At 69.0% G+C, this 24,737-nt stretch carries 29 protein-coding genes and 1 pseudogene; 18 read left to right on the forward strand and 12 right to left on the reverse strand.

Annotated elements, in window-relative coordinates:
• Positions 1 to 128 precede the first annotated feature (128 nt).
• The 4 genes from B0I29_RS31705 (at position 129) to B0I29_RS31720 (ending at position 4,070) form a co-directional block, all read left to right on the forward strand.
• Positions 129 to 827 carry an alpha/beta fold hydrolase gene (locus tag B0I29_RS31705; protein ID WP_111652779.1) on the forward strand — a complete coding sequence of 233 codons (699 nt, stop codon included), beginning with the start codon at positions 129 to 131 and terminating at the stop codon, positions 825 to 827.
• A gap of 331 nt (positions 828 to 1,158) precedes the next feature.
• Positions 1,159 to 1,845 (forward strand): histidine phosphatase family protein, encoded by a 687-nt coding sequence (locus B0I29_RS31710; protein WP_111652780.1) that lies wholly within the window; start codon positions 1,159 to 1,161, stop codon positions 1,843 to 1,845.
• A gap of 128 nt (positions 1,846 to 1,973) precedes the next feature.
• Entirely contained in the window at positions 1,974 to 3,353 is a 1,380-nt protein-coding gene (locus B0I29_RS31715) for a PepSY-associated TM helix domain-containing protein (protein ID WP_111652781.1), read from the forward strand.
• Positions 3,354 to 3,476: 123 nt separating this feature from the next.
• Entirely contained in the window at positions 3,477 to 4,070 is a 594-nt protein-coding gene (locus B0I29_RS31720) for a DUF4352 domain-containing protein (protein WP_245972863.1), read from the forward strand.
• On the opposite strand, the gene B0I29_RS31725 is transcribed toward B0I29_RS31720, so the two are convergent.
• Entirely contained in the window at positions 4,057 to 4,407 is a 351-nt protein-coding gene (locus tag B0I29_RS31725; protein ID WP_245972866.1) for a winged helix-turn-helix transcriptional regulator, read from the reverse strand. The genes B0I29_RS31720 and B0I29_RS31725 overlap by 14 nt on opposite strands.
• A 79-nt stretch (positions 4,408 to 4,486) precedes the next feature.
• On the opposite strand from B0I29_RS31725, the gene B0I29_RS31730 reads away from it, so the two are divergent.
• The 4 genes from B0I29_RS31730 to B0I29_RS31745 are packed head-to-tail and all read left to right on the forward strand — an operon-like array spanning position 4,487 to position 7,817.
• Entirely contained in the window at positions 4,487 to 5,467 is a 981-nt protein-coding gene (locus tag B0I29_RS31730; RefSeq protein ID WP_111652783.1) for a zinc-dependent alcohol dehydrogenase family protein, read from the forward strand.
• Between the two features lie 35 nt (positions 5,468 to 5,502).
• Positions 5,503 to 6,261 carry an ABC transporter ATP-binding protein gene (locus B0I29_RS31735; protein WP_245972867.1) on the forward strand — a complete coding sequence of 253 codons (759 nt, stop codon included), beginning with the start codon at positions 5,503 to 5,505 and terminating at the stop codon, positions 6,259 to 6,261.
• The gene (locus B0I29_RS31740; RefSeq protein WP_111652784.1) at positions 6,258 to 7,007 is read left to right on the forward strand and encodes an ABC transporter permease; all 750 of its coding nucleotides are present in this window, start codon (positions 6,258 to 6,260) and stop codon (positions 7,005 to 7,007) included. The genes B0I29_RS31735 and B0I29_RS31740 overlap by 4 nt, the downstream gene beginning before the upstream one ends.
• Positions 7,008 to 7,019: 12 nt before the next feature.
• Positions 7,020 to 7,817 (forward strand): MerR family transcriptional regulator, encoded by a 798-nt coding sequence (locus B0I29_RS31745; RefSeq protein ID WP_111652785.1) that lies wholly within the window; start codon positions 7,020 to 7,022, stop codon positions 7,815 to 7,817.
• On the opposite strand, the gene B0I29_RS31750 is transcribed toward B0I29_RS31745, so the two are convergent.
• Positions 7,800 to 9,737 (reverse strand): potassium transporter Kup, encoded by a 1,938-nt coding sequence (locus B0I29_RS31750; protein WP_245972868.1) that lies wholly within the window; start codon positions 9,735 to 9,737, stop codon positions 7,800 to 7,802. The two genes, B0I29_RS31745 and B0I29_RS31750, sit on opposite strands and share 18 nt — an antisense overlap.
• 142 nt (positions 9,738 to 9,879) lie before the next feature.
• Here B0I29_RS31750 and B0I29_RS47565 point away from each other — a divergent pair, with 142 nt between their 5' ends.
• On the forward strand, positions 9,880 to 10,005 hold the full coding sequence (locus tag B0I29_RS47565) for a hypothetical protein (RefSeq protein WP_260330043.1): 126 nt from the start codon (positions 9,880 to 9,882) through the stop codon (positions 10,003 to 10,005).
• Here B0I29_RS47565 and B0I29_RS31755 read toward each other — a convergent pair.
• Positions 9,990 to 10,673 (reverse strand): hypothetical protein, encoded by a 684-nt coding sequence (locus B0I29_RS31755; protein ID WP_220091464.1) that lies wholly within the window; start codon positions 10,671 to 10,673, stop codon positions 9,990 to 9,992. The genes B0I29_RS47565 and B0I29_RS31755 overlap by 16 nt on opposite strands.
• 484 nt (positions 10,674 to 11,157) lie before the next feature.
• Between B0I29_RS31755 and B0I29_RS31760 the strand changes: the two genes are divergently transcribed.
• Entirely contained in the window at positions 11,158 to 11,625 is a 468-nt protein-coding gene (locus B0I29_RS31760) for a riboflavin biosynthesis intermediates N-glycosidase (protein WP_111652788.1), read from the forward strand.
• A 23-nt stretch (positions 11,626 to 11,648) separates the two neighbouring features.
• Positions 11,649 to 11,834 carry a hypothetical protein gene (locus B0I29_RS31765; RefSeq protein WP_111652789.1) on the forward strand — a complete coding sequence of 62 codons (186 nt, stop codon included), beginning with the start codon at positions 11,649 to 11,651 and terminating at the stop codon, positions 11,832 to 11,834.
• 229 nt (positions 11,835 to 12,063) lie between these two features.
• Here the strand turns inward: B0I29_RS31765 and B0I29_RS31770 are convergent, their stop codons facing one another.
• Positions 12,064 to 12,795, reverse strand: coding sequence for a class I SAM-dependent DNA methyltransferase (locus B0I29_RS31770; protein WP_111652790.1), 732 nt, complete (start codon positions 12,793 to 12,795; stop codon positions 12,064 to 12,066).
• 252 nt (positions 12,796 to 13,047) lie between these two features.
• Here B0I29_RS31770 and B0I29_RS31775 point away from each other — a divergent pair.
• Both B0I29_RS31775 and B0I29_RS31780 read left to right on the forward strand, forming a co-directional pair.
• Positions 13,048 to 13,365, forward strand: a pseudogene (locus B0I29_RS31775) (sigma factor-like helix-turn-helix DNA-binding protein); the annotation flags it as partial.
• Positions 13,366 to 13,449: 84 nt separating this feature from the next.
• Positions 13,450 to 13,815 carry a hypothetical protein gene (locus tag B0I29_RS31780; protein ID WP_111652792.1) on the forward strand — a complete coding sequence of 122 codons (366 nt, stop codon included), beginning with the start codon at positions 13,450 to 13,452 and terminating at the stop codon, positions 13,813 to 13,815.
• A 114-nt stretch (positions 13,816 to 13,929) separates the two neighbouring features.
• Here the strand turns inward: B0I29_RS31780 and B0I29_RS31785 are convergent, their stop codons facing one another.
• Complete coding sequence (locus B0I29_RS31785) at positions 13,930 to 14,343, reverse strand: hypothetical protein (RefSeq protein WP_146616945.1); 414 nt, start codon at positions 14,341 to 14,343, stop codon at positions 13,930 to 13,932.
• Between B0I29_RS31785 and B0I29_RS31790 the strand changes: the two genes are divergently transcribed.
• Together B0I29_RS31790 and B0I29_RS31795 are read left to right on the forward strand one after the other, a co-directional pair.
• Positions 14,321 to 14,911 carry a polysaccharide deacetylase family protein gene (locus B0I29_RS31790; RefSeq protein WP_111652794.1) on the forward strand — a complete coding sequence of 197 codons (591 nt, stop codon included), beginning with the start codon at positions 14,321 to 14,323 and terminating at the stop codon, positions 14,909 to 14,911. The genes B0I29_RS31785 and B0I29_RS31790 overlap by 23 nt on opposite strands.
• Positions 14,912 to 14,936: 25 nt before the next feature.
• Positions 14,937 to 16,001 (forward strand): magnesium and cobalt transport protein CorA, encoded by a 1,065-nt coding sequence (locus B0I29_RS31795; protein ID WP_111652795.1) that lies wholly within the window; start codon positions 14,937 to 14,939, stop codon positions 15,999 to 16,001.
• Positions 16,002 to 16,026: 25 nt separating this feature from the next.
• On the opposite strand, the gene B0I29_RS31800 is transcribed toward B0I29_RS31795, so the two are convergent.
• A complete protein-coding gene (locus B0I29_RS31800) occupies positions 16,027 to 16,908 on the reverse strand; it encodes a DUF4437 domain-containing protein (protein WP_111652796.1) in 882 nt (293 codons plus the stop codon).
• A gap of 84 nt (positions 16,909 to 16,992) precedes the next feature.
• Here B0I29_RS31800 and B0I29_RS31805 point away from each other — a divergent pair, with 84 nt between their 5' ends.
• Positions 16,993 to 17,538, forward strand: a complete 546-nt coding sequence (locus B0I29_RS31805; RefSeq protein WP_111652797.1) for a TetR/AcrR family transcriptional regulator — start codon at positions 16,993 to 16,995, stop codon at positions 17,536 to 17,538.
• Positions 17,535 to 18,278: a maleate cis-trans isomerase family protein gene (locus tag B0I29_RS31810; protein ID WP_111652798.1), complete on the forward strand. Its 744-nt coding sequence runs from the start codon at positions 17,535 to 17,537 to the stop codon at positions 18,276 to 18,278. The genes B0I29_RS31805 and B0I29_RS31810 overlap by 4 nt, the downstream gene beginning before the upstream one ends.
• A 138-nt stretch (positions 18,279 to 18,416) precedes the next feature.
• Here B0I29_RS31810 and B0I29_RS31815 read toward each other — a convergent pair whose 3' ends face one another.
• From B0I29_RS31815 to B0I29_RS31825, 3 genes are read right to left on the reverse strand one after another with little or no spacing between them, the layout of a single operon-like run.
• On the reverse strand, positions 18,417 to 20,318 hold the full coding sequence (locus B0I29_RS31815; protein ID WP_111652799.1) for a hypothetical protein: 1,902 nt from the start codon (positions 20,316 to 20,318) through the stop codon (positions 18,417 to 18,419).
• A gap of 14 nt (positions 20,319 to 20,332) precedes the next feature.
• Positions 20,333 to 20,662, reverse strand: a complete 330-nt coding sequence (locus tag B0I29_RS31820; protein WP_111652800.1) for a PadR family transcriptional regulator — start codon at positions 20,660 to 20,662, stop codon at positions 20,333 to 20,335.
• A 45-nt stretch (positions 20,663 to 20,707) separates the two neighbouring features.
• Positions 20,708 to 21,946: a beta-ketoacyl-[acyl-carrier-protein] synthase family protein gene (locus tag B0I29_RS31825; RefSeq protein WP_111652801.1), complete on the reverse strand. Its 1,239-nt coding sequence runs from the start codon at positions 21,944 to 21,946 to the stop codon at positions 20,708 to 20,710.
• A gap of 94 nt (positions 21,947 to 22,040) precedes the next feature.
• Here B0I29_RS31825 and B0I29_RS31830 point away from each other — a divergent pair, with 94 nt between their 5' ends.
• Entirely contained in the window at positions 22,041 to 22,310 is a 270-nt protein-coding gene (locus tag B0I29_RS31830; RefSeq protein ID WP_111652802.1) for a hypothetical protein, read from the forward strand.
• On the opposite strand, the gene B0I29_RS31835 is transcribed toward B0I29_RS31830, so the two are convergent.
• The 3 genes from B0I29_RS31835 to B0I29_RS31845 are packed head-to-tail and all read right to left on the reverse strand — an operon-like array spanning position 22,279 to position 24,628.
• Positions 22,279 to 22,761, reverse strand: a complete 483-nt coding sequence (locus B0I29_RS31835) for a hypothetical protein (protein ID WP_111652803.1) — start codon at positions 22,759 to 22,761, stop codon at positions 22,279 to 22,281. The two genes, B0I29_RS31830 and B0I29_RS31835, sit on opposite strands and share 32 nt — an antisense overlap.
• Positions 22,739 to 23,371, reverse strand: a complete 633-nt coding sequence (locus tag B0I29_RS31840; protein WP_245972870.1) for an RNA polymerase sigma factor — start codon at positions 23,369 to 23,371, stop codon at positions 22,739 to 22,741. The genes B0I29_RS31835 and B0I29_RS31840 overlap by 23 nt, the downstream gene beginning before the upstream one ends.
• Entirely contained in the window at positions 23,372 to 24,628 is a 1,257-nt protein-coding gene (locus B0I29_RS31845) for a S8 family peptidase (RefSeq protein ID WP_181558070.1), read from the reverse strand.
• Positions 24,629 to 24,737 lie beyond the last annotated feature (109 nt).

The raw sequence follows: 24,737 nt of genomic DNA on the forward strand, positions 1-24,737 counted from the left end.
CACATCCCGGTCACCAGCACACGCACCACAGGCAAAACCCTACTTGGGTACGCGCAAAGCACCCCTGTTCGCGGTCAGCGTGACGATCGGGGCGCCGCCACGCGCGGCCGATCGTGCAGGGTAGGCGGATGGAGCCTGTCTTCGTCCTCGTGCACAGCCCATCGGTAGGCCCACTGACCTGGGCGCCCACAGCGCAGGCCCTCGAAGCACGGGGCGTGACCGCGATAGTCCCGTCCTTGCTGGGGATAGCCGACGCCGCCCCACCGTTCTGGCCGGCGGTCGCCTCGACAGTCGCGACAGCCATCGCCCAGTTGCCGGAGAACCGACCGGTAGTGATCGTGGCCCACAGCAACGCCGGCCTGTTCGTCCCGGTGATCGTTGACGCGTCCCCACGCCCGGTGGCCGGCTGCGTGTTCGTGGATGCCGGAATGCCGCCGCCGCACGGCGAGTCCCCGGTGGCCCCGCCCGAGTTCCTCGACTTCCTCCGCTCGAAGGTCGTCGACGACCGCCTGCCCCAGTGGACCGCGTGGTGGGACGAATCAGACGTAGCCCCGATGTTCCCCGACCCGCAGACCCGGGCCGACGTGTCAGCCGAGCAGCCAAGACTCCCCCTGGCTTACTACGAGTCCACGATCCCGTCCCCACCCGGCTGGGACGCCCGCCCGTGCGCCTACATCAAGTTCTGCCCGGCCTACGACGACGAGGCAGCCGAGGCGGAGTCCCGAGGCTGGCCCGTCGCCCACATCCCCGGCGAGCACCTGCACCAGATCGTCGACCCGCACGCCGTAGCCACCCGCATCGCAGCGATGACCTCGCGGTTCGCATAGCTCAACCGCGGACTTTCCGATAGGCCACACCCGCGAGCGGCCACCCGCGAATCCGCGCGCTACCGCCCGCCGCGGACGACGAACCGGAACGAAACGAGGTCGCACGCAACGAACCGATCGGCGTGGATGAGACCGCACGCAACCACAACGTGCGACCTCATAACCGCTGCCAGCCCGGCTGCCCGGTCGGCGGTATCGAGCGCCAGCCACTCCCGTGTCGAGTTTGGGCGCGTATCGCACCCGAAATCGACACACCCCTCCGGCCGCAGAGCTCGGGGGCATCGATATCGACGGGCGCTGACTATCGTACGAACGAAAAAGGGGTTGAATCGTGGGTAGGTTGCTTCTGGTTCGGCATGGGCAGGCGTCGTATGGGGCCGCTGATTACGACGTGCTGTCGGAGCTCGGTGGGGAGCAGTCCCGGGCGCTCGGCAGGTCGTTCGCTGAGCGTGGCATCCGGCCTGGCCTGGTCCTTTGCGGTGAGCTGCGACGCCACGAGCAGACCGTCGCGGGGATCCTCGAAGGACTCGGCGCTTCGATTCCGGTGCAGAAGGACCCCGGCTGGGACGAGTTCGACTTTCACGGTGTCGTCGAGGTGCACGAGCCCCGTTACCGCGACCTGCTGGCCGACGAACGCGTCTTTCAGGAGCTTTTCGAAGCCGCCACCGGCCGATGGACGTCCGGCACCTACGACGCTGAGTACACCGAGTCGTTCGCCGCTTTCCACGCCCGCGTCGCCGGCGTGCTGGACCGGGTCGTCGCGCAGCTCCACGACAACGAGCACCGGGACGTCGTCGTGGTCAGCTCCGGCGGGCCGATCGCCATGGCCGTCGCGCAGCTGACCTGCGGCGCCAAGGCCGACCCGGTCACCCTCGCGACGGTCTGGTCGTCGCTGAGCAAGGTCATCGTGAACACCGGCGTCACGAAAATCATCGCCGGATCCAGCGGTCTGTGGATGTCGACCTACAACGAACACACTCATCTCGAGGGTGATAAACGGATGTTCACATATCGCTGACAACTTGCTGGGAACTTCCGGGGACCGGGCGGCGACTACTGCGATGACCTCCCCAATGTCGTGGGGGTCACACCCCCGGATGCCGGCGCACCCATCGAGCGCCGCCGACACCCCACGAGGACCGCCGAATGGCCGTGACCGAAACCGTTCCTGCGAAAGCCGCGGAACGCCGCACCGCTCCCACCCGAAGCTTCGGCCCTCTGCTGCTGCGCCTGCACTTCTACGCCGGCATCCTGGTCGCGCCGTTCCTGCTGGTCGCGGCCACCACGGGCCTGCTCTTCACGATGGCCCCCACCCTCGACAAGATCGTCTACAGCGCCGAGCTCACGGTCGACGATCCCGGAACCGCGACCCTTCCGCTGGTCCAGCAGATTGCCGCGGCGCGCGCCGCGCACCCCGACGGCGACCTCACTGGGGTACGCGTGACCGAAGCTGATCGCACCACGCAGGTCGACTTCACGTCCCCGGAGCTCAGCGCCGAGTCGGAGCTGGTGCACACCGTCTACGTCGACCCGTACACCGCTGAGGTGACCGGCCAGCTGACCACCTGGTGGACGTCGACGCCGCTGACCACGTGGCTGGACCAGTTCCACCGCGACCTGCACCTCGGCACCACCGGTGAGCTGTACTCCGAACTCGCCGCGAGCTGGCTGTGGATCATCGCGCTGGGCGGCGTGATCCTCTGGTGGCGCCGCACCCGCAGTGCCCGCCGCATGCTCGCCCCCGAGCTGAAGGCCAAGAAGGGTGTCCGCCGTACCCGCAGCTGGCACGGCGCCCTCGGTGTCTGGCTGCTGCTCGGCCTGCTGATCATCTCGGCGACCGGGCTGACCTGGTCGGGCTATGCCGGCGCCAACTTCGGTGCGGCCCTCGACGCGATGGACGGCAACCGGCCCTACGTCGCCACCGAAGCCACCGCCTCGTCCGGCGGTCACCACGGCGGACCCGCGTCCGGCGCCGGCGATCCGGCCGCCATCGACGCGGTGCTGACCGGCGCCCGCGACGCCGGCCTCGACGGCCCGGTGCAGATCTCGCTGCCCGCCGACGCCGCCAGCACGTGGACGGTCACCCAGAACGACAACCTCTGGCCGGTACGCCTCGACAGCGTCGCCCTCGACTCCTCCGGCGCGATCGCCGACCGGGTCGACTTCGCCGACTGGCCGTTCCTGGCGAAGCTCACCTCGTGGGGCGTCAACGCGCACATGGGCCTGCTGTTCGGCGTCTTCAACCAGCTCATCCTGGCCGCGCTCGCCATCGGCCTGATCACCGTGATCATCTGGGGTTACCGGATGTGGTGGCAGCGCCGGCCCACCCGCACCGATCGCCGTGCTCCGGTCGGCACCCCGCCGGCCCGTAGCGCCTGGCAGCAGCTGCCGACCTGGGGCATCGTCGCCGGCGTGCCGGTCGTGTTCGGTCTCGCCTGGGCGCTGCCACTGTTCGGCATCCCCCTCGTGGCGTTCATCGTGATCGACGCCATCGTCGGCGCGGTCCGGGGCAGCACCGAGAGCTGAGGAAATCGGACATGCCGGTAGGCGGCTGAGCACCCGTCCACCGGCATGTCCGATCAGGCGAAGCTTTCCGCTGATCAGGCCAAACAGGTAGCAAATGACCTTTTCGTAACTCACAGTGAAGGTGTGAAGCGGACCGCACCGCCACTCAAGCTGCTGCTCGCCGTCCTGGCCGCCGCCGCGGTGATCGTCGCCCTGTTCGCGGCCGGCGCCACCGCCGAGCAGTACCGGAGTCAGGAACAAGCGGCAGCCGCCGCGGACCCGCAGGCCGGGAAAGCACGGCCCACGGCATCAAAGGCCAAGGCGTCAAAAACCCAACGACCGCCCGGCCCGGGTGACCCGGTACGCGACGGCAAGTTCGAGTTCGTCGTCACCGCCGTCGACTGCTCGCGGACCAGCGTCGGCATTGAGAACCTCGAACGCACCGCCGAGGGCAGGTACTGCGTGGTCTCACTATCCGTCCGCAATATCGCCGACGAGCCGAAATACCTGATCGGCGCCGCGCAGAAGGCCACCGACACCACCGGCGAGTCATACCGCAACGACGAGCTCACCGCCGTTTACCTGAACCGCGACACCCGGACGTTCTTCGAGAAGCTCGAACCCGGCGAGAAAGTCACCGGCAAGCTCGTCTTCGACATCCCGAAGAAGGCAAAGCTGTCCACCCTGGAACTCCACGACTTCCTGCTCTCCGGCGGCGCCACCGTCACCCTCGGCTAGAGGACTCCTGGAAGTCGACGATCGCCTCACCGTTCACCCGCGCCCAGTCGGTGAGCACCTTGATCGGTTCGACCAGGGTGGCGCCGAGTGCGGTGAGGCTGTATTCGACGCGCGGGGGCGATTCGGCGTACGCATGTCGCTCGACCAGGCCGTAGGCCTGCAGTCGCCGCAACGTCTGGGTGAGCACCTTGCGGGAGATGCCGCCGATGAGCTCGGCCAGCTCGCCGGGCCGTTGCGGCTCCAGGCTGAGCGCGAACAGCACGATCACCGCCCATTTCTCCGCGATGATCTCGATGGCCAGGCGGGCAGGGCAGTCAGCGAGGAAGACCTTGTGCACGGGATCAAAAGTTACCAGCGGGTTCCTATCGGCTCCGTAGCGTTTTTCCCGAACCCCCTGGAAACACAAGGAGCCATCAATGCCACGAGTAGTCGTGTTCGACGAGACCGGTGGTCCGGAAGTCCTGCGCATCGTCGACGAGCCGGTCGTCGAACCCGCCGCCGGCGAGGTACGCGTCCGCATCGAGGCCTTCGCCGTGAACCCGCTCGACCAGATGATCCGCGCCGGCCAGTCGCCGCGACCGATCCGGCTGCCGCACGCCCGGCTCGGCGTCGAAGGGACCGGCGTCATCGACGCGCTGGGTGCCGAGGTCACCGGGCTGGCCGTCGGCGACCCGGTCATCCTGGCCGCCCTGCCCGATTTCGAGGACAAGGGCGCCTACGCCGAATACACCACCGTCCTCGCCGGCCGGGTCGTGCCGCGGCCGGCCGGTCTCGGCCCCGTCGACGCGGCTGCGCTCTGGGTCTCGTACTTCACCGCGTACGGCGCGCTCGTCGAGAAGGGCGGGATGCGGCCCGGCGACCGCGTGCTGATCACCGCGGCGTCCGGTGGTGTCGGGCGGGCCGCGATCCAGATCGCCAACCAGATCGGTGCCGTGCCCATCGCGGTCACCCGGCACACCGCGAGAGAGGAGAGCCTGCTCGCCGCCGGTGCCGCCGCGGTGATCGCCACCGACCGTGAGAACGTGGGCGAGGCGACCCGGCGGCACACCGGCGGGGCAGGCGCCGACATCATCCTGGACGCCGTCATGGGCCCGGGCCTGGCCGAGTTGTCGCTGGCCGCGAAGCTCGGCGGCACCCTGGCGACGGTGGGCTGGCTGGACCCGAGGCCCGCGTCGTTCCCGGCGAACCCGTCGCTGACCATCCACCGCTACATGGGCTTCGCCGACATGGTCGACCCGGTGACCGTCCGGCGCGTCGCGGCGTTCCTGGCCGCCGGTGTCCGCAGCGGGGTGCTGCGCCCCACGATCGACCGGGTCTTCGACTTCGACGACATCGTCGAGGCGCACCGGTACCTGGAGAAAGGAACACCGTCCGGAAAGGTCGTCGTAACGGCTTGACCCTGACGCAGCGTCAACCCTTCATGCTGGCGCTCATGAGTACTCCATCGACAGTCGTCGTACAGGGGCTGGAGAAGTCCTTCAAGGACGTGACGGTGCTGCGCGGTGTGGACATCGAGGTCGCCCGCGGCAGCATCGTCGCCCTGCTCGGATCGAACGGTGCCGGCAAGACCACCGTGATCAGGATTCTGTCCACGCTGCTCAAGGCGGACGCCGGCACCGCGACCGTCAACGGTTTCGACGTCGTCTCACAGGCCGCCGACGTCCGCGAGTCGATCAGCCTGACCGGACAGTTCGCGGCCGTCGACGAGATCCTGACCGGCCGGGAGAACCTGGTGATGGTCGCCCGGCTGCGGCACCTCAAGAACGCCGGCACCATCGCCGACGAGCTGCTGCGACGGTTCTCGCTGATCGAGGCGGGCGGCCGGCGGGTGGCGACGTACTCCGGGGGCATGCGCCGCCGGCTGGACATCGCGATGAGCCTGATCGGGAACCCGCCGGTGATCTTCCTGGACGAGCCGACGACCGGCCTCGACCCGGAAGCGCGCCTGGAAGTCTGGCAGGCCGTCAAGGAACTCGCCGCGGGCGGCACGACGGTGCTGCTCACGACGCAGCATCTGGAAGAGGCGGAGCACCTCGCCGACCGGATCGCGATCCTGCACGAGGGCCGGATCATCGTGAACGGCACCCTCGCCGAGCTCAAGCAGTTGCTGCCACCGGCCAAGGTCGAGTACGTCGAGAAGCAGCCCACCCTCGAGGACGTCTTCCTCAAGCTTGTCGGAGGCAAGAAATGATCGGCGACACCAGGGTTCTGCTCGGCCGGTCGCTGCGGCACATCGCGCGCAGCCCGGACACCATCATCACCACCGCGATCATGCCGATCGCCCTGTTGCTGCTGTTCGTCTTCGTATTCGGCGGCGCGATCGAGACCGGCTCCGCCGAGTACGTCGACTATCTGCTGCCGGGCATCCTGATCATCACGATCGCGTCCGGTATCTCGTACACGGCTTATCGTCTTTTTCTTGATCTTCAGGGTGGGATCTTCGAGCGGTTCCAGTCGATGCCGATCGCCCGGTCGGCGGTGCTCTGGGCGCACGTGCTGACCTCGCTGGTCGCCAACCTGATCTCGCTGGTCGTGGTCGTCCTCGTCGCCCTGCTGATGGGGTTCCGGACCAGCGCGGACGTGCTGGGCTGGCTCGCCGTGCTCGGCATCCTGGTGATCTTCACCTTGGCGCTGACCTGGATCGCGGTGATCCCGGGGCTGACCGCGAAGTCGGTGGACGGCGCGAGCGCGTTCGCGTATCCGCTGGTTTTCCTGCCGTTCGTCAGCTCGGCGTTCGTGCCCACCGAGACGATGCCCGCCCCGGTGCGGGCGTTCGCCGAGAACCAGCCGGTCACCTCGATCGTCGACACGCTGCGTAACCTGTTCGCCGGCCAGCCCGTCGGCACCGGCATCTGGACCGCGCTGGCCTGGTGCGTCGGCATCCTCGTGGTCGCGTGGGTGTTCGCCACCATGGTGTACAAGCGCAAGATCTCATAAAGGATCAGAGTCATGCTGACGATCGGGCAACTGGCGTCCTACGCGGGCGTCACCGTGCGCGCGGTACGCCATTACCACCAGATCGGCCTGCTGCCGGAGCCGGAGCGCGACGCCTCCGGTTACCGGCGGTACGGCGCGACCGCCGTCGTCGCCCTCCTGAAGATCCGCACCCTGGCCGACGCCGGGGTGCCGCTCTCCGAGATCACCGCGCTGCTGGACGCCGGCGAGGACGCCTTCGCGGCGGCGATCCACCGCATCGACACCCGGCTGTCCGACGAGATCACCCGGCTGGAGACCAGCCGCAAACAGATCGCCCAGCTGGCCGCCGGCAACAGCGGCGCGCTGCCACCGGAGGTTCTCGCGTACCTCGACCGGCTCCGCGAGATCGGCACGTCGGAGAAGTTGATCGCGGCCGAACGTGACGGCTGGATCCTGGTCGCGGCCCGCTGGCCGGACGAGATCCGCGAGTGGATACCGTCCAAGTTCGCGCAACTCGAGGACCCGCGGATGGTGCGGCTGTACCACGTCCTGTCCGAGCTGCTGGAGTTCGACCCGGACAGCGAGCATGACAGCGACCTGATCGACGAACGGCTTCGGGAGGCCGCCGACATCATGGCCACGCTGTCCGAGGAGGCGTACGCCAGCGGCGAGCTGATGAGCGACGACGACACGAGCGACGACCTGCCGTTCGACCTGCTCGACGCGCTCGCCGACGAGGCCCACCCGGAGGCCTATCGGATGCGCAACCTGATGCGCGAACGTGGCTGGACGAGCTGGACCCGGCAGGAAAGGCTAAACGTCGATATGTGAGCCCATGATGACGGTCCGGTCGCGCGGCAGGCCGAACTGCTCGGCGGCGTCCGCGGTGATGTGCGAGGTCGCGATGAACAGCCGCTTGCGCCACGGCGCCATGGTCCGCTCCGCCGAGCTGAGCAGCTCGATCTTGGACAGGTAATAGGTGGTGTCGTCGGTGTCGAGCGGCCCTTCGGTCTGCTCCGGCGACAGTCCGCGCAGTGCGGCCGGGATGTCCGGCGTCTCCATGTACCCGTAACGAACGGTCACGAAGATGATGCCGTCATCTCCGTACCCAAGATCGTCAATGACCGTGCGCTCCGCCTCCGGGACCCTGGGCAGTGGCTGGATCTCGATGGACATGATCACGACGCGAGCGTGACGGACGTGGTTGTTCTCGACGTTGGCGCGCAGCGCCAGAGGAGCGGTCTGGCCGCCGCGGTTGAGGAAGACGGCGGTGCCGGGGACGGTGACCGTCGTGGTGCTGGCTTGCAGCTGCGAGACGAAGTCGCGCAGTGAGCCCTCGTGGCGCTGCCGGTTCGCGGTGACGATCTCGCGGCCGTGCTGCCAGGTGGTCATCACGGTGAACGCGGTCAGGCCGATCAGCAGCGGCAGCCAGGCGCCGTGCGCGAGTTTGGTGAGGTTCGCGCCGACGAACAGGAGGTCGACCGAGACCAGGATGATCGCTCCGGCGGCGAGGACCCATCGTGGGGTGCCCCAGCGCGACTGGGCGACGTAGAAGAACAGCAGCGTGGTGATGGTGATCGTGCAGATCACGGCCATGCCGAACGCGTACGCCAGCGCTGCCGAACTGCGGAACGCGAAGACCAGCGTGAGCACCGAGACCAGCAGCAGCCAGTTGATCCACGGAACGTAGATCTGACCGATCGTGGACGCCGACGTGTGCGTGATCCGCAGCCGTGGCAGGTAGCCGAGACGCGCGGCCTGCGCGGCGACCGAGTATGCCCCGGTGATCACCGCCTGCGAGGCGATGACCGTCGCCGCGGTGGCCAGCAGCACCATCGGCCAGCGTCCCCAGCCCGGAACCAGCAGGAAGAACGGGCTGCTGATGTTGGCCGGATCCTTGAGGATCAGCGCGCCCTGACCCAGGTAGCTCAGCACACACGCCGGCAGCACCAGCGACAACCAGCCACGGGTGATCGCCCGACGACCGAAATGGCCCATGTCCGCGTAGAGCGCCTCGGCGCCGGTGACGGCCAGGACGATCGCGGCGAGCGCGAAGAACGCGATCCCGAAATTCCCGGCCAGAAACGTCAGCGCATAACTCGGCGACAGCGCCTTGAGGATTCCGGGCTCCTCGACGATACCGGCAACACCGAACCCGCCGATCGCCGCGAACCAGGCGATCATGATCGGCCCGAACAGCCGCCCGATCGCCGCCGTGCCCTGCCGCTGCACCGCGAACAGCACCACGATGATCACCGCGGTGATCGGAACGATCCCCTCTTCCAGCGACGGGGCGACAATCTTCAAACCCTCAACAGCCGAGAGTACGGAGATAGCCGGCGTGATCATGCTGTCCCCGAAGAACAGCGCCGCCCCGAAGATGCCCAGCCCGGCAAGAGCGGCAGCGGTACGCCTGCCCCGAGGCGCCGTCCACCGGCGCAGCAACGTGATCAGGGCCATGATGCCGCCCTCACCGTCGTTGTCGATGCGCATCGCGAGCAGCACGTACGTCAGCGTCACGATGATCATCACGGACCAGAAGATCAGCGAGACGACGCCGTACACGTTGCCGGTGCTGACCGGGACCGGATGCGGGTCGGCGGGGTTGAACACGGTCTGCAACGTGTAGATCGGGCTGGTCCCGATGTCGCCGAACACCACACCGAGCGCCCCGACCACCACCGCCAGGCGCACAGCATCGTGCCCGGTCCCGCCCTCGGCATGGGCAGCGGGCAGCTTCTGGTCGAGCACGATCATCCCCGTTCGGCCGCTGCGCCGATGATCAACGCAGACAGATCCAGTATCGAGCGGATCTCGGCGGACGGCCGTTAATAGCGCGTATTAATCCAGAGCCGGGCGGGCGCTCCCCCGACGCAGGGAGGATGGTGAGGCCATGGTGATTCTCATCGGATTAGCCGTCGCGATCGGCCCGTTCATCGGCGTCGCCCTGGGCGTGGCCGCGTTGCTCTGGACCCCGCTGCTCGACCCTGCCGAGAAGCCCGGTCACCGGCTGAAATAGGCGAGCGTGGCGTGCGTCTTGGTCTCTTGAGGACCGATCGCCTCAACCCGATGTGCCCGCAACACCTCCGCCGTCCGCGCGGCGACCTCAAGGGCCTCCGCGGCCGCGCAGCGAGTGGAGAGTTCGAGGATCCACGAGCCGTCCGGGAACGTCCACCGCTCCACGGTGAGCCGCCGGTCCAGGCCGTCCGGGACAACCTTGATCCGGCGTACGCCCACCGGCCCGTGCGCCACCAGGTCATCGATGGTGAGGCCCGCGGGCGCCTGCGAGGCGAACAGGATTCTTTGTGTGCGGCAGAAGAACGCCGACCACGGGCGGCGGCTCTCGGCCATGCCGTGGCGCAGACGCTTACGGATCGCGGTGGTGCGCACGAGGCGTCCCGGCATCGCGTCAACCTCGACGGTGCAGCGCTTGGCCGCGACCGGACGACCCGGCCGCAGTTTGATCACCGAGTCGTCGCGTCCGTCGCCGATCTGGCGTAGCCGGGCGACGACACCGCTGCGCTCCAGCGCGAGGTCCGGCGTGTCGAGGAACCACACCCGGCGGGTCGCGGCCCAGTCGAGGTCGACGCCGAGCGCCGCGCAGGTGAACGCGTGCGCCTCTTCGGGGACGACGACTTTGAGCTCGACGCTCGTGGCCGGCCCGGCCGGAGCAACCAGGCGGCTCAACTCGTCAGAGGACCATCGCCAGAAATCCGAACGCAGCAAGGATCTTCCCGGAGCAGCCATGACGACAAGTAAAGGCGCCCTTTCATCCGCCGGGATGATCGTTAACGCGATGTCGACACCATCGGGTTCGCCTTTGACGCCCCCGATACACCTCAGCTTGTCGCTGACCTCCGGGTCCAGCGCAGCGCGGCAGCCTCGGCTCTGCCCAGTTGCGGCACCTGATGATCGAGGTCGAACTTCTGCTCACCGAAGCGACGCCCGGCCCTGAGCGTCGCGGGTTGCGACGGCTTCACGCCATGGCTGTGCGCTGTGCCGCCGAGCACGGTGAACTGGTGTTCATCGGAGATTGATCCTGCTTCCCGTCTTGCCCAGAACCCTCGTGAGTGCGCGACTCGCGGCTGACCCGGGGTGGCCGGCGAACTCGGTTGCCGCTCTGTCGATGCCTGTGACACGGTGCAGATCCCCGACCCGCTCCGAGGCCCAGGTGACGATCTACTTCTACGGTGCCGACGAGGTTCCGTACGGCTGCTTCTCCAACTTCTCCGGCCACGGCTTCGACCTCGACGGCCACTGGTGGACGACCTCCGAGCACTACTTCCAAGCCCAGAAGTTCCCCGGAACCCGCCACGCCGACCTCATCCGGCGGGCTGCGACCCCGTTGCGGGCCGCCGAGCTGGGCCGCGACCGGTCCCGGCCGCTGCGCCGTGACTGGGAACGGGTCAAAGACGACGTCATGCGCCGGGCCGTGACGGCCAAGTTCACCGCCCACGCCGACATCCGCGCCACCCTGCTGGACACCGGCGACGAGGAGATCGTCGAGGACACCAGCACCGACGACTACTGGGGACGCGGCCGGAGCGGCACCGGCAAGAACATGCTCGGACGAATCCTGATGCGCACCCGCACCCAGCTACGCGCCGGTGGGCGCGCCCACCTATCTCCGAGGGGTTAACTGACGAAGGCACACTGGCGCATATGATCAGCAGCCGGTTGGATGCCTATGCCCGCCAACGGTTCCCGCCGGACGAGGTCGATCCCATTCTCGGTCTGCTGGCCGAAGCAGCCAGCGATTCCTACTCGCTGTGGCGATGGCTCAAGGCGATTGGCGCGACATCCTGGTCGCAGCAGATCTCGCCCATGAGGGCTGGGCGGAGCTGCTGAACGTTGACCGCAAGCGGACTGCGGCAGATCAGTGCGCAGGCATGCCGCGCGATGACTTCCTGGAGATCTTGAGCGATTTTCCACCTGGAGGGGTGGAGAATCGCTCAAGATTGCCGGTAGCAGGTAGAGGGCGACGTACCGCAAAACGTGGTTACACCCGTTGTGGATGTGACCACATCTGCAGTGGGTGTGGCGCCAAAGTACGTCGTATGGCCTGCAATCCCGGGCTTCACATCGGCTTTCGCCACACGGAGACGTGGCTTTCGGAGTCGTTCGTGAAAGGGCTGCCGTTCCAGTCGGCGAGACGGCGTTCGAGGTGCATCCCGGCGAGCTGAGCCATCAGGTCACATTCGGCCGGCCAGATGTAGCGGAAGTTGCTGGCGCCATAGGTCACCGTGCCGTCTGAGTGGCGGCGATAGTGATGGGACGTGCCCTGTTGGGTGGCCATGTCATAGGTGTCGAAGCCGACGTGGTGCCGGCCGATGTGGAAGGGCACAGCCGCCTGCCCCGGCGGAAAGCGCCGGATGCCCGGGATCCACAGCTCGATGACGAATCGACCTCCGGGGGTGAGATGGCGGGCGGCGTTGCGGAAGCAGGCGACCTGCTCAGCCTGGGTGCGCAGGTTTCCGATGCTGTTCCAGACCACGTATACCAGCGAGAATTCCCCGGGCGCCGTGCTGGTCGCCATGTCGCCGACCACGACAGGGATATCCGCTCGCTTCTTGCGGAGCTGGTCGGCCATCGGTTGCGAGAGTTCGATACCGGCCACGGACACGCCGCGTTCGGCCAAGGGTATGGCCACTCGCCCGGTACCTATCGCGAACTCCAGTACCGGTCCATCGCCTGCCATCTCTGCCAGAAACCGGACCGCAGGCTCCAGCACTTCCGGTGCGAACATGAAAGCGGAACTCTCGTCGTAACGCTCAGCCGTCTCGGCATCCCACAGGTCACTGCTGCTCATCAAGGCAGCCTCGGGCAAAGCGCCAGGGCCTGACCACCGATTTCCTGGCGACGCACTACTCGCGGCAGATCCATGAACCCGAAGAACCCATGCTCAGAGAACGAATGGGAACCGCTCGCCACCAGCGCCCCCGGCACCCAGCAGAAAACCCGCGAAAAGCCCGGCAACCCAGCGTTTCGGTCGCGGCCGCCCTGGTTCCCGTGAACCGTTCGCGTCCTGCGGCCGTACCTGTGCTCGAAGCACCGCGACGAGAAGACCGCCGCCGACCACGTCCGGCACGTCACCCGCCGGCCCCGGGTCGTAGGCGTCACCGACTGGGTGGTCACCGCCGATGCCGCCGACCCGCACAGCCGCCCTCGTTTCGAGGAGCAGCAGGCCCTCACCGATCTGCTCGCCGGCCTGAGCGACGAGCGGCGTGAGGCGTTCGTGGTCACCCAGGTGCTCGGCCTGTCGTACGCCGAGGCGGCTGAGGTCTGTGAATGCCCGGTCGGCACGATCCGCTCGCGGGTGGCCCGTGCCCGCGAAGACCTGGTCACCGCCATGTCGCATCCCGCCGCCCGGGTGAGCTGACCGGTACGGCCCTTTACGCCCTCCCATCCCTTCCGTACCGTTGGTTACCAAAAGCAACGGAGTCGTTACTCTGGGAGGCTGTTCATGCGTCGTGCCGCCGTCATCACCGGTTTTCTCGTCGCCGCCCTGTGGATAGCCTCACCGGCGCAGGCGTTCGCCCACAACCGGGTGCACAACCCCACCCTGCACGCCGTCCTCGACGCATTGACCCTGCTGGTGGCCTCGTCGCCGGTGTGGACGGCTCTGCTCTGGCGCGGCCAGCGCCGCTGGTTGCTCGCCGCCCTGATCGCCGTGGTCCAGATCCCGGTGGCCGTCATCGGCTTCGTCCCGATCGCCGACCCGGCCCTGCACCTGTCGCTGTTCGCCCTGGCCCTCGGCCTGACCGGTGCCTCCCTCTACTTCGTCCGCCGCCGGCCGGCGACCAGTCCCGTTCCGGCCAGGACCCACTGATCCGCGGCCGCGACCTCACCGGTGATCCGGCGGGGTCGCGGCACGGCAAAACCGATCCGTCTTGTTGATCACCCTGTTACGTCCGCCCTAACCGTGCTCATCGGACAGCCCGAATCATGGGATCTCGCCGAGAAAACGGGGGTTTCCGATGCGGACCAGGGCCATGAAGGCCATCGCTGTCATCACCGTGAGCGCGGCCACCACCGCCGCCTGCGGAACAGCACCACCCTCGGCAGCACCGGCGGCGCCTACTCCCGCCATCACGACGGCCACCACCGTCTCCGAGCCGCCGAGCCCGGCACCGACGACAGCGCCCAGCCCACCGGCATCAAGCCCACCGGCGCCGAGCCCGTCCGCATCAGACCCGCCGGCATCAAGCGCACCGGCGTCAAGCGCACCGGCATCCGTCTCCCCGCGCCCCACCGAGGCCACCAGCGCCCCGAGCAGCGCCGGCCCCACCACAACCACGAAGCCACCCGAAGGCAGCGGCCCGGGCGGCAGTTTCATGACCACCGGCAGCAAGGCCATCGCGCTCACCTTTGACGACGGCCCCGACCCGGACACCACCCCGCAGCTGCTGAAACTCCTCGCCAAGTACGACGTGCACGCCACCTTCTGCGTGATCGGCACGAATGTCGCGGACCACCCCGCCCTGATCCGGCAGATCGTCGCCGGCGGCCACAGCCTCTGCAACCACAGCTGGCACCACGACGAACACCTCGGCAAGCTCCCCGCCGACAAGATCAAAAAAGACCTCAAGCGTACGAATGACGCCATCCACAAGGCCGCACCGGACGCGAAGATCGGCTACTTCCGGGCCCCCGCCGGCAACTTCACCACGCCGATGGTGCGGATCGCCGCCGACCTGGGTATGACATCGATCTACTGGCGGGTGGACCCGCGCGACTGGTCGCACCCGGCCGGCGAAACCGACGCCCAGCACGTCCAGCGTGTGGTCAAAGCCGTACAGAAGCAGACCCGCAAGGGCTCGATCATCCTGTCCCACGACGGCGGCCAGCCCGACTCGATCATCGCGTACCGCGAACTGCTCCCCTGGCTCGACCACCGCTTCACCCTCACCGGTAAACCTCAGTAAGCTCCCGACCGGGGGTGAGCGATCAGTGGACGCACGACGCACCTGGCAGCCGCCCCGGCCAGCCGGCCGTGGGCGCGCCGACCACACCGCGATCGTGGGCTGCGACCTGTTCGTCGACGGGACCGTGGTGGAGAGTCCCGGCTCGGCCGCCGACCTGGCGCGGCTGCGGGAGCAGGCCCGAGCGACCGACGGCGCGTTCGTCTGGCTCGGCCTGCACGAGCCCACCGAGGCCGCGCTGAACCGGGTCGCCGAGGTGTTCGGCCTGCACCCGCTCGCCGTCGAGGACGTCCTGCACCGCGAGCAGCGGGTCAAGATCGAGCGGTACGAGGACGTGGTGTTCTTCGTGATGCACGCCGCTCAATATCTCGACCACGAGCGGGTCACCGCCACCAGCGAGATCGTCAGCACCGGTTTCGTCTTCCTGTTCGTCGGCCCGGACTTCGTCATCTCGGTCCGCCAGGGCACCGTCATGGAGCTCGGTTCGCTGCGCGCCGACCTGAGCGCCGACCCGCGGCTGCTGGCCGGCGGCCCGTGGTCGGTAGCGCACGCGGTCCTGGACCGCCTCGTGGACGGGTACGTCGAAATCGCCGCCGCCATGTCGACCGACCTCGACCTGACCGAGGCCGCCGTGTTCGCGCCCGGGACCCCGATCACAGTCGAGCAGATCTACCAGCTGAAACGGCAGCAGATGAAGTTCAAGGCAGCAGTGGTTCCGCTGCACCGCCCGCTCGCCGCGCTGGCCGGTGAGCACTTCACCGACCTGTCGCCGGAGGTCCGCCGGTACTTCAGCGACGTCGCCGATCACCACACCGCCGCGATGGAGCAGGTGGTCGCCTTCGACGACGTCCTGAGCGCCCTGCTCCAGGCCCGCCTCACCCAGCTGACCGTGGATCAGAACAACGACATGCGCAAGATCGCCTCCTGGGCCGCCATCGGCGCGCTGCCCACCGCGATCGCCGGGCTGTACGGCATGAATTTCGCCCACATGCCCGGCCTGGCCAGCCACTACGGATACGCGAGCGTCATGCTGATCATCGTCTCCAGCGCGGCGCTGCTCTACCTGCTGCTGCGCCGCGCCGGCTGGCTGTGACCCAAACCCGTACCAAAAAAAAGCGTCACTGATAGGCGGGGTCGCCCCAGCGACCGATGCTGCGGGAGCGGACCGGCTCGATGTAACGCGGTGCGACGCTCTGCGGGAAGCCCTCGCCCCAGTTGGTGGCGTCGCCGTGCATCTCGACCCGCGCGTTGTCGGTGTACCAGTCGACGAGGTCGGCGTCGGAGCGGATCAGCCAGGTGCACCCGGCCTCGGCGTCCGCGGTGAAGTCGCCGTGCCGGATCAGCGGCGGCCGCCAGAAATAGGTGCCCGGCCACATCTTGCCGAAGTTGTAGTCGAACGCGCCGTCGAGGCAGTACGCCTCCTCCGAGCAGGGGTGATGCGCGAGAGGCTGCTCCCGCCAGCCGGGCTTCGCCTTGATCAGCCGGGTGTAGAAGCCGGTCTTCGGGTCGCGGTACAGCAGCTTGATGTAGAGACCCGGGACCGGCGTGCCGCCGAGGTCGAACCGCATCGGGCTGCCGTCCTTGACGTCGATCCACGGCATCGCCGCGCTGTCGAGCACGACGAGCTCCTTGTCGGAGCCGGCTGACGCGGCGAGATCGAAGTGCCAGTCGCCGTACTCACGGAACAGCAGGACCTCGGTGCCTTCGGTGACCGTGATCGCCGGGGTCCAGACGCCGGCGGGCGCAGCCCAGTACCCCTGCGCGTTCAGCGTGGTGTCGCCGATGACGACCTGGCCGGACAGGACGTACCACTCGGTGTCGGCCTGGTGCACGCCGGCGGGGCGTGACCAGTCGCTGGTGAAGCGCACCTTCAGCGAGGCGGAGCCGTCCTCCTCGTCGTAGCTGAGGTTGCGCTGCTCGGCGTCGCCGGTGGCGTGCTGGAACTCGGCGACGTGCCAGATGAGGTCACGTTCATCAACGATCTCGACGTGCGGACGCATCGGTCCTCCAGGGCTCTGCCGGATGGTTTCCGGTACGGAATGTAGCGGCTATTAGTTTCGCGTACAAGGTGTAGTGTTAACCAGGTGATTCGACCAGGACGTCCTGCCGGGCCGACCAGCGACACCGAGGCAATCGTGCTCACGGCGGCCCTGAAACTGCTGCTCGAAGAGGGCCCGGCCGCGCTGACGGCGCAACGGTTGTTCCAGGTCACCGGCGTCTCCCGGTCGACCATCTACCGGCACTGGCCGACACCGGCCGCCGTGCTGGCCGCACTGATCGACGTCGCCCCGATCCCGCCAGGCCAGCCGAAAGGCGACCTCGCCGAGGATCTGCACGCCGAGGTCGACCTGCTCTGCGACCGCCTGCGCGACCGGCCGGTCGGCGCGTTCCTGCAGGCCCTGGTCGTCGCCGGGATGGCCGAGCTGCGCCACCGCTATGTCAGCGACCTGCTCGCCCCGTTCCACCAGGTGATGCGTGCCGCCGGCGTCGGCGACGGCGACCGCGAGGACGGCGTCGCGATGATCGCCTCGCCGCTGCTGCTGGACGCGCTGCTGCTGGACCGCACCGCCGCGCGCGACCGCGCCCACCGCATCGTCGATACCGTCACGAGATCACTGGGGCAGCCTTGACCAACATCGTCGGACCGCGCGCCGTCTTCGGCGTGATCGTGCCCAGCACCAACACCGTCGTCGAGCACGACTACTGGAGTGCCCGCGTTCCCGGTGTCGCCTTCCGCGCCGGGTCCATGCACATCCCGAACCCGGTGATGAACGACGACGCCGGCTTCGAAGCGCTGCTCGGCCAGATCCGCGCGTCGATCGACACGGCGGTCCGCGACGTGCTCACCGCCGAGCCGGATCGGATGGTCATGGGGATGTCCGCCGAGACGTTCTGGGGCGGTGTCGAGGGCAACGCCGCGTTCGAGCAGCGGCTGCGCAAGCAGACCGGGCTGCCGGTGACCACCGGCGCGAGCTCCTGCCGGGCAGCGCTGCACGAGCTCGGCTGCCGCCGGATCGCGGTCTTCTCGCCGTACCAGCCGATCGCCGACCGCGAGGTCGGCCGCTTCTTCACCGAGGCCGGATTCGACGTCGCGGCCATCACCGGCCTGCGCTGCCCGACCGCGACCGACATCGCCCGGGTGCCGCCCGAGCGGCTGCGCGAGGTGATCGCGGAGCTGGACGGTCCGGGCGTCGAGGCGATCGTCCAGGTCGGCACCAACCTGTCGTTCGTCGGGCTGGCCGAGGAACTGGAGAAGGAGCTGGGCAAACCGGTGATCGCCATCAACACGGCGACGCTCTGGCACGCGCTGCGCGAGCACGGCATCAGCGACCGGGTGAGCGGCGCGGGTTCCCTGCTGCGCGATCATTAACGGACATGCCAAGGGCGCCCCGGCGAGCTGGATCATCGCGGGCCGGGACGCCCTCATGCTGCGGAACGACGGGTCACGGCCACGCAACACCCGTTCCTGTGACCACTATCCCGCAGTTGCAAACTTCTTGCAATAACCTCAGCCGACCGGGTCGAGGACCGGCACCGGCTCCACCCGCTGGCCGGCCTCCGCTCCCCCGTCGAGCCGCGCCGCCACCAGTACCGCGAACGGCGCCACCAGCAACGCCGCACCGGGAACCACCGACAACCCGTCCGCCGGATACCCCGAGCCCTCGATCGCGAAGAGCAGGTTGGGCGCGACCATCCCGAAGTAGATCGAGGCCAGCCACAACGCCAGCGTCCCCGGAACAGCCGCGAGAACCATCAAGGTCCAGATCACCGCGGTACGCCCCCGCGCCCGATCCCGATGCCGCCGCAGCAACGCCACCACGACGACCGCGAACGGCAGCCCGACAAAGCCGCCGAACTGCGCGTAACCGACGTCCTCGGAGCTCACGTCGACAGGCAGAAGCCCGGCCACCACGACGATCGCCGACGGCACCGCGACCAGCAGCACCCGCACCCACACCGCAAGCCGGCGGCGGCTCAGCGAGACCGCAGCGACCGCAGCGAGCAGCACTCCGAGCAGCCCCAGCCCGGTCGTGACCGGCAGCATCGAAGCCGGCAGGAACGGGTGGTTCACCCCCGGCGTGCCCTGGCTGAGCAGCAGCGGCGAACTGGCCGCCGCGATCACCGCGCCCACGGCGACCCGGCGGCGAATCGTGCCGGCCAGCCGCGCCCCCTCGACCGGACCGCCGACGGTCAGCCAGGCGAGCAGCGCCGCGACGCCCCCGACCAGCAGCGCCACCGGCAGCACGTCCGCCTCGATCTGGGTCAGCACGGCGTTGGCCACGAGCAGCAGCACCGCGAGCACGACCGCGCCGACCACCGCGCGTCTGCGGGCGGCCGCGGCGACGAGCAATCCGAGCGCCGCGAGCAGGATCGCTCCCCAGCGCAGCTCGGCCACCCAGAGGTAGATCTCGCCGTCGCCGCCGGGCATCGGCGCGCTGGCCGAGACGCCCGGCATCGCGGGGGTGAGCACCGTGACCGTGTAGGCCCAGCCACTGATGGCGAGCGCGACACAGACGGCGCCGGCCGCGGACACGGCCGCCGGAGCCGACCCGGATTCCTGAGCCTCTTCGGCCCGCAAGACCCTGGGGACCGGTCGCATCGCCCCGCTCTGATAGGAGAGGGCGAGCACCGCGAACGCGACCAGCGTGATCGCCCACGGCCCGAAGCTGTAGAACGCCCGGCTGCTCAGCCCGTCCAGGATCACGAAGAACGACTCCGGAGGAAAGCCGCCGGTCAGCGACGCGACAGCGACCTTCCACCCCTCGTCGCTGGTCACCGCCATCGGCACGGTCGCGGCAACTGCCGCGACACCACACACCATGGGTACGCCGATGAGCCTGGTCAGCACACCGCGCTTACCGAGCAGACCGATCCCCGGCACCCAGACGATCAGCGCCAGGACCAGTGACAGCAGGTGGAACAGGTCGGTCGCGACGGGCGCCAGCAGCGCGGGCGTGAGCAGCAGCGGGGTGTAGAAGGCGAGCCGATCGGTCTCCAGGGGCATCCGCCGGCCCAGCCACCGACCGGCGAGCACGCACCACACCGAGAGCAGCAGGCCGCTGACGATGGCCGGGGTCCAGGTCATCATGTACGCCTCGACGCCGGCGAACCGCAGCCCCACCGAGGCGACCGCGGTGGTCAGCCCGGAGACGCCGAGGGTGAACAGGCCGGCCAGCACGAGCACCGCGGCCGGGGTGAGCGACCCGGTCGTCTCGGCCCAGCCGCGTGGCGCGCCGGTCCGGTCCCGCACGGGAGGCGAGGTCAGCAGACTCAGGGCGTACCCAAGTCGTTGTCCTTGACTCTCGATGGCGGTCAGCTCGGCGTGCCACTCGCGCGCCATCTCCTCGCGGATCTCGGCGGGCCAGCGGCGTGCGGCCGCGTCCAGGGCCCAGCGAGCGAGCCTACTCATGCCGCTCTCCCTGCTCATGCCGGCCTCGGCTTCGCGACGCCGCCGAGCGCCCGGTCGAGCTGCTGCCGCAAGGCGGCGATTTCGGTACGCGCGGCAACCAGGCCGTCCGGGGTGAGCCGGTAATAGCGCCGGGCGGGCCGGCCGGCGGCGACCGGGTCGATCTGCTCCCACTCGGCCGCCACCCAGCCGGCACGCTGGAGCCGGAGCAGGATCGGGTACAGCGTGCCGCTGGGGTGTCCGCTGGCGCGCATCAGGTCGAGGCCGTAACGGTCGGCCTCAGGATCTTCGAGGAACGCCGCGAGCACCTTCGACACGGCGGCCGTCACTCGTACGGGGGACGTCATGGCAGACACCCTAGCCTGGTTTTCTACATAGGGTCTAACCAGGTCTTAGTCCGGCCGCGTGAACAGCAGCGACACGTTCTGCCCGCCGAACCCGAACGAGTTGCAGATCGCCGCCCGGACCGGCTGCCGGCGCGGCTGCCCGGTCACCACATCGAGTTTCACCTCCGGCGCCTTGGACTCCAGGTTCAGCGTCGCCGGGATGATCCCGTCCCGGATCGTCAGCACGGTGATGATGCTTTCCACCGCACCGGCCGCGCCGACCAGGTGCCCGATGCTCGACTTCGGCGCGGTCAGCACCACGTGATCACCGAGCGCCGCCTGGATCGCGTTGGCCTCCCCGATGTCGCCGACCACCGTCGACGTGGCGTGACAGTTGACGTGCTCGACGTCGGCCGGGGTCAGCCCGCCCGACGACAACGCCGCCTGAATGGCCCGGATCTGGCCTTTGCCCTCCGGGTCGGGACCGGTGATGTGGTGGGCGTCGGCGGTGAGCCCGAAACCGGCCAGCTTCGCCAGGACCCGCGCGCCACGGGCGGCCGCGAAATCGGCCCGCTCCAGGATGACCACGCCGGCGCCCTCCCCCAGCACGAACCCGTCCCGGTCCACATCGAAGGGACGCGACGCCCGCTCCGGCTCGTCGTTGCGCCGCGACAGCGTCCGGGCCTGCGCGAACCCGGCGATCGTGAGCGGCGTGATGCAGGCCTCGGCGCCACCGGCGATCACCACGTCCGCCTCACCGGACCGGATCAGCCGGGCGCCCATGCTCAGCGCCTCGGCGCCGGACGCACACGCGGACACCGTCGTATAGGTGCCGGCCCGCGCCCCGAGCTCGATGCTCACCCAGGCGGCCGGCCCGTTGGGCATCATCATCGGGATGGTCAGCGGGGAGACCTTCGACGGACCCTTCTCCTCGATGAGGTCGTCCTGATCGAGGATCGTGGACACTCCCCCGATCCCGGTGCCGATCACCACGGCCAGCCGTTCCGGCTCGAGCTGCGGAGTGCCCGCGTCCTCCCACGCCTGCTTCGCGGCGACCAGGGCGGCCTGCTCGCAGCGGTCCAGCCGGCGTGCCTGCACCCGGGACAGCAGCGTGTCCGGTGAGACCGCCATCGGCGCCGCGATGTGCGCGGGCAGGTCCCGCCAGTGGGCGAACCCCTGGAGCTGCTCGTCGATGCGGCGAACCCCCGAACGGCCGTCCAGCAGGTTGCGCCAGAGGCTGTCCACATCCCCGCCCAGCGGGCTGGTGGCACCCAATCCGGTGATCACGACGTCAGGAACACTCATGCGAATCCTTCCATGGGCTTCCCGTAGTTCTAACGTATCCACGGGGCATGCCGCGCCCTCCGTGCGTTGGAGACAACGACACGGGAGGTGTGTCATGACCCTCGACCTGCGAATCGGCCGCGCTGAGGCGTTGTTCGCCAGCGACCTGCCGCAGAGCCGTGCACTCGGTCACGCCGAGGTCACCGCTGCCATCGCGCTGACGTGGGTCAAGCACGGCGGCATCAGCGGATGCGCCGCCCTGATGGCCGCCGAGTACGGCGACCACCCGGAGACGGCGGCCGCACGGATGCGCTGGGCGTTGGCGACCGTCGCCAGCGTGTACCCGCCGGTGACTACCTGTGCGGGGAGTTCGGCGGCGCGATGAACCCGGTCTTGATGTCCAGCCCTGAAGTGGTGGCGCAGCGCAGCCGGAACGCCGACCGCGGCACCGGGCGGACGGCGAAGAAGCCCATCTCGTCGATCGGCGCCTCGGACTCCGGCCCGATCGACACGTAGATCGTCACGGCTCCGGGCTGCGGCGGCAGGATCTGGCCGAGGACCGCGTCGCCGGTGATCTCCAGTTCGATGGTCAGCTCGGCGGTCGCGTAGGTGAGCGCCCGCAACGACGCGTCCTGCGACCGGACCGCGTCCACCAGCTCGGGCGCGAACAGCTCGGAGTCGTACGTCAGATCGGCGAGCTCCGCGTCGATGGTGGACCAGGCGAAGACCGCCTTGCCGCTCTCCACGAAGGACGGCGGCACGGCCTCGGCCTCGTGGAGCGCTTTCGTCAGCGACGCGAACAGATGGTCGTCGTCATGCCAGGTTTCGTTGCTCACGCGTGCCACCGCCTCCCGTGGAATCGGAACCTTCCTCGATGAACGCGGCCAGCGCGGGGCAGTGCCGGAGCCGGTCCAGGCATCGGGCGCGGATCGGGCCGACGCTACCCCTGGGCATACCCATTCTCGAGCTGATGACGCTGTACGGCGGTGGTGGATCCTGCATCAGCAGCGACAGCAGGTGCTGGCATCGGGTCGGCAGCTCGGTGAAGGCGGCCCGCAGCGCGATCTCCCGTTCGTACGCCAGCAGTTCCTCGTCCACATCGCGCGGATCAGCGTCCGCGGTGAGCTCGCCGAGCGTGTCGTCCGGCCGGGTGCGCTGCCCGATCCGCAGCACGCGCAGGGCTTCCCGGCGCGTCGACGTGAGGATCCAGCCGGGCAGCGCGGCGGGCGTACGGATCTTCGGCAGGTGCTCGATCAGGCTCAGCCAGACGGTCTGCCCCACGTCCTCGGCGTCGGCGGCCTCGAGGCGGTACGCCCGGCAGGTGGACCACACCAGTGGGGCGTACCGCTCGACGAGCGCGTTCCAGGCGCCGGCGTCACCGTCACGGGCGGCCGTGACCAGGGCGATGACTTCCGGGTCGTCGCGCATCACAGACCTCCGGCTCACCTATGAATAGTCCCGGTCGTAAGCGGCCCGCCACCGTGCGGAGAGGGCTCTGGCGGCCGCGACGATGTCCCCGGAGTCCCTGTCGCCGGCCGTCTCGCCGGCCGTCTCACCGGCTGCCAGGCGGCCGGTGAATCGGGCGGCCGCGAACGACGTGCCGCTCCATTGTGCGTACCCGTCGCGCAGATAGGTACTGCGCAGCCGGTCCCCACTGTCCGCGACGTCGATCCACGGCGCCGACAGTGGTTTCGGGGTGAAGTCGGTGAGCTCGCCGCGCGGGCCGGTGGCGCCGACCGCAATGGCCTGGGGCAGCGCGGCCGGGTAACCGGGCGCGTTCTCCGGCACGTCCGGATCGCCGGAGTCGCCGTGGTTGCCGGCCGAGGCGATGATCACGCGGCCGGGCCGGGCCAGTTTGGTGATGGCGGCGGCGAGCACGTACGGCGCTTTGCCGTCGCGGGTGATGCAGCCCCACGGCAGATGCAGGATGTCGGCGTCAAGGCGTCCCTCGCTCTCCAGCCTCATCATCGTCGCGGCGACCGTCCAGAGGTCGGCGCCGCCGTCGGTGCCCAGGACCGGGCAGCTGCGGATGGTGGCCGCCGGCGCCTGGCCGAGGATGACGCCCACGCCGAACGTGCCGTGCCCGGCCATCGGTGGCACCTCGCCGGCCCCGTCGTCCTTCTCCAGGCCCTCGACGGCGTGGCCGTCGAAGGCGGCGTGCTGGTAGACCGGGGTGTCCAGGACACAGATCGTCACGCCGGCCCCCGCGTCCCGCGGGCCGTTGATGACATTGACGTGGCCTTTCAGCACGGTCAGGCCGCCACCGCCGCCGTTGATCTCGCCACCGCCGTTGATCTCGCCGTTGGCGTCGATCTCCGCTTCCCCGACGGGCCCGGACGGCCGGCCGCCGATGATCTCGTCGAAGCCCTCGGCGGTCGTGACGGTGCGGTTCTTGGCGATGACCGGAACCCACCCGCTGTACAGGCGGGCGAAGTCGAACCGAAGCCGGAACAGCAGCAGGTCGAGGTTGTCGACCGGCAGCGGGCCGGCGCCCGGGCGCTCGGCCCGCAGGATCGCTTCGGCGTACTGCGTCAGGTACGCGTCACCGCGGATGCGGTCCACGTTGACCAGTTCGAGCCGCTGCAGGCCGAGTTCACGAATGTCGCTCGACCCGGTGACGCCGATGCCCAGCTCGGTGAGTGCGCTCTGCACCGCGGCGCGATCGCCCTCGGCGACGACTATCTGATCATGCTTGTAGAACATGTCCGGACGGTTGCTCCCTGGCATGGCCGACCTCTTCCCGTACGGTTTAGGCTCATCACTCAGAGGCGCCCGGGCCATCATGGATACGTTTACCGCCGGGCCCATTTCC

Source organism: Actinoplanes lutulentus, assembly GCF_003259845.1.
GTDB classification, from domain to species: domain Bacteria; phylum Actinomycetota; class Actinomycetes; order Mycobacteriales; family Micromonosporaceae; genus Actinoplanes; species Actinoplanes lutulentus.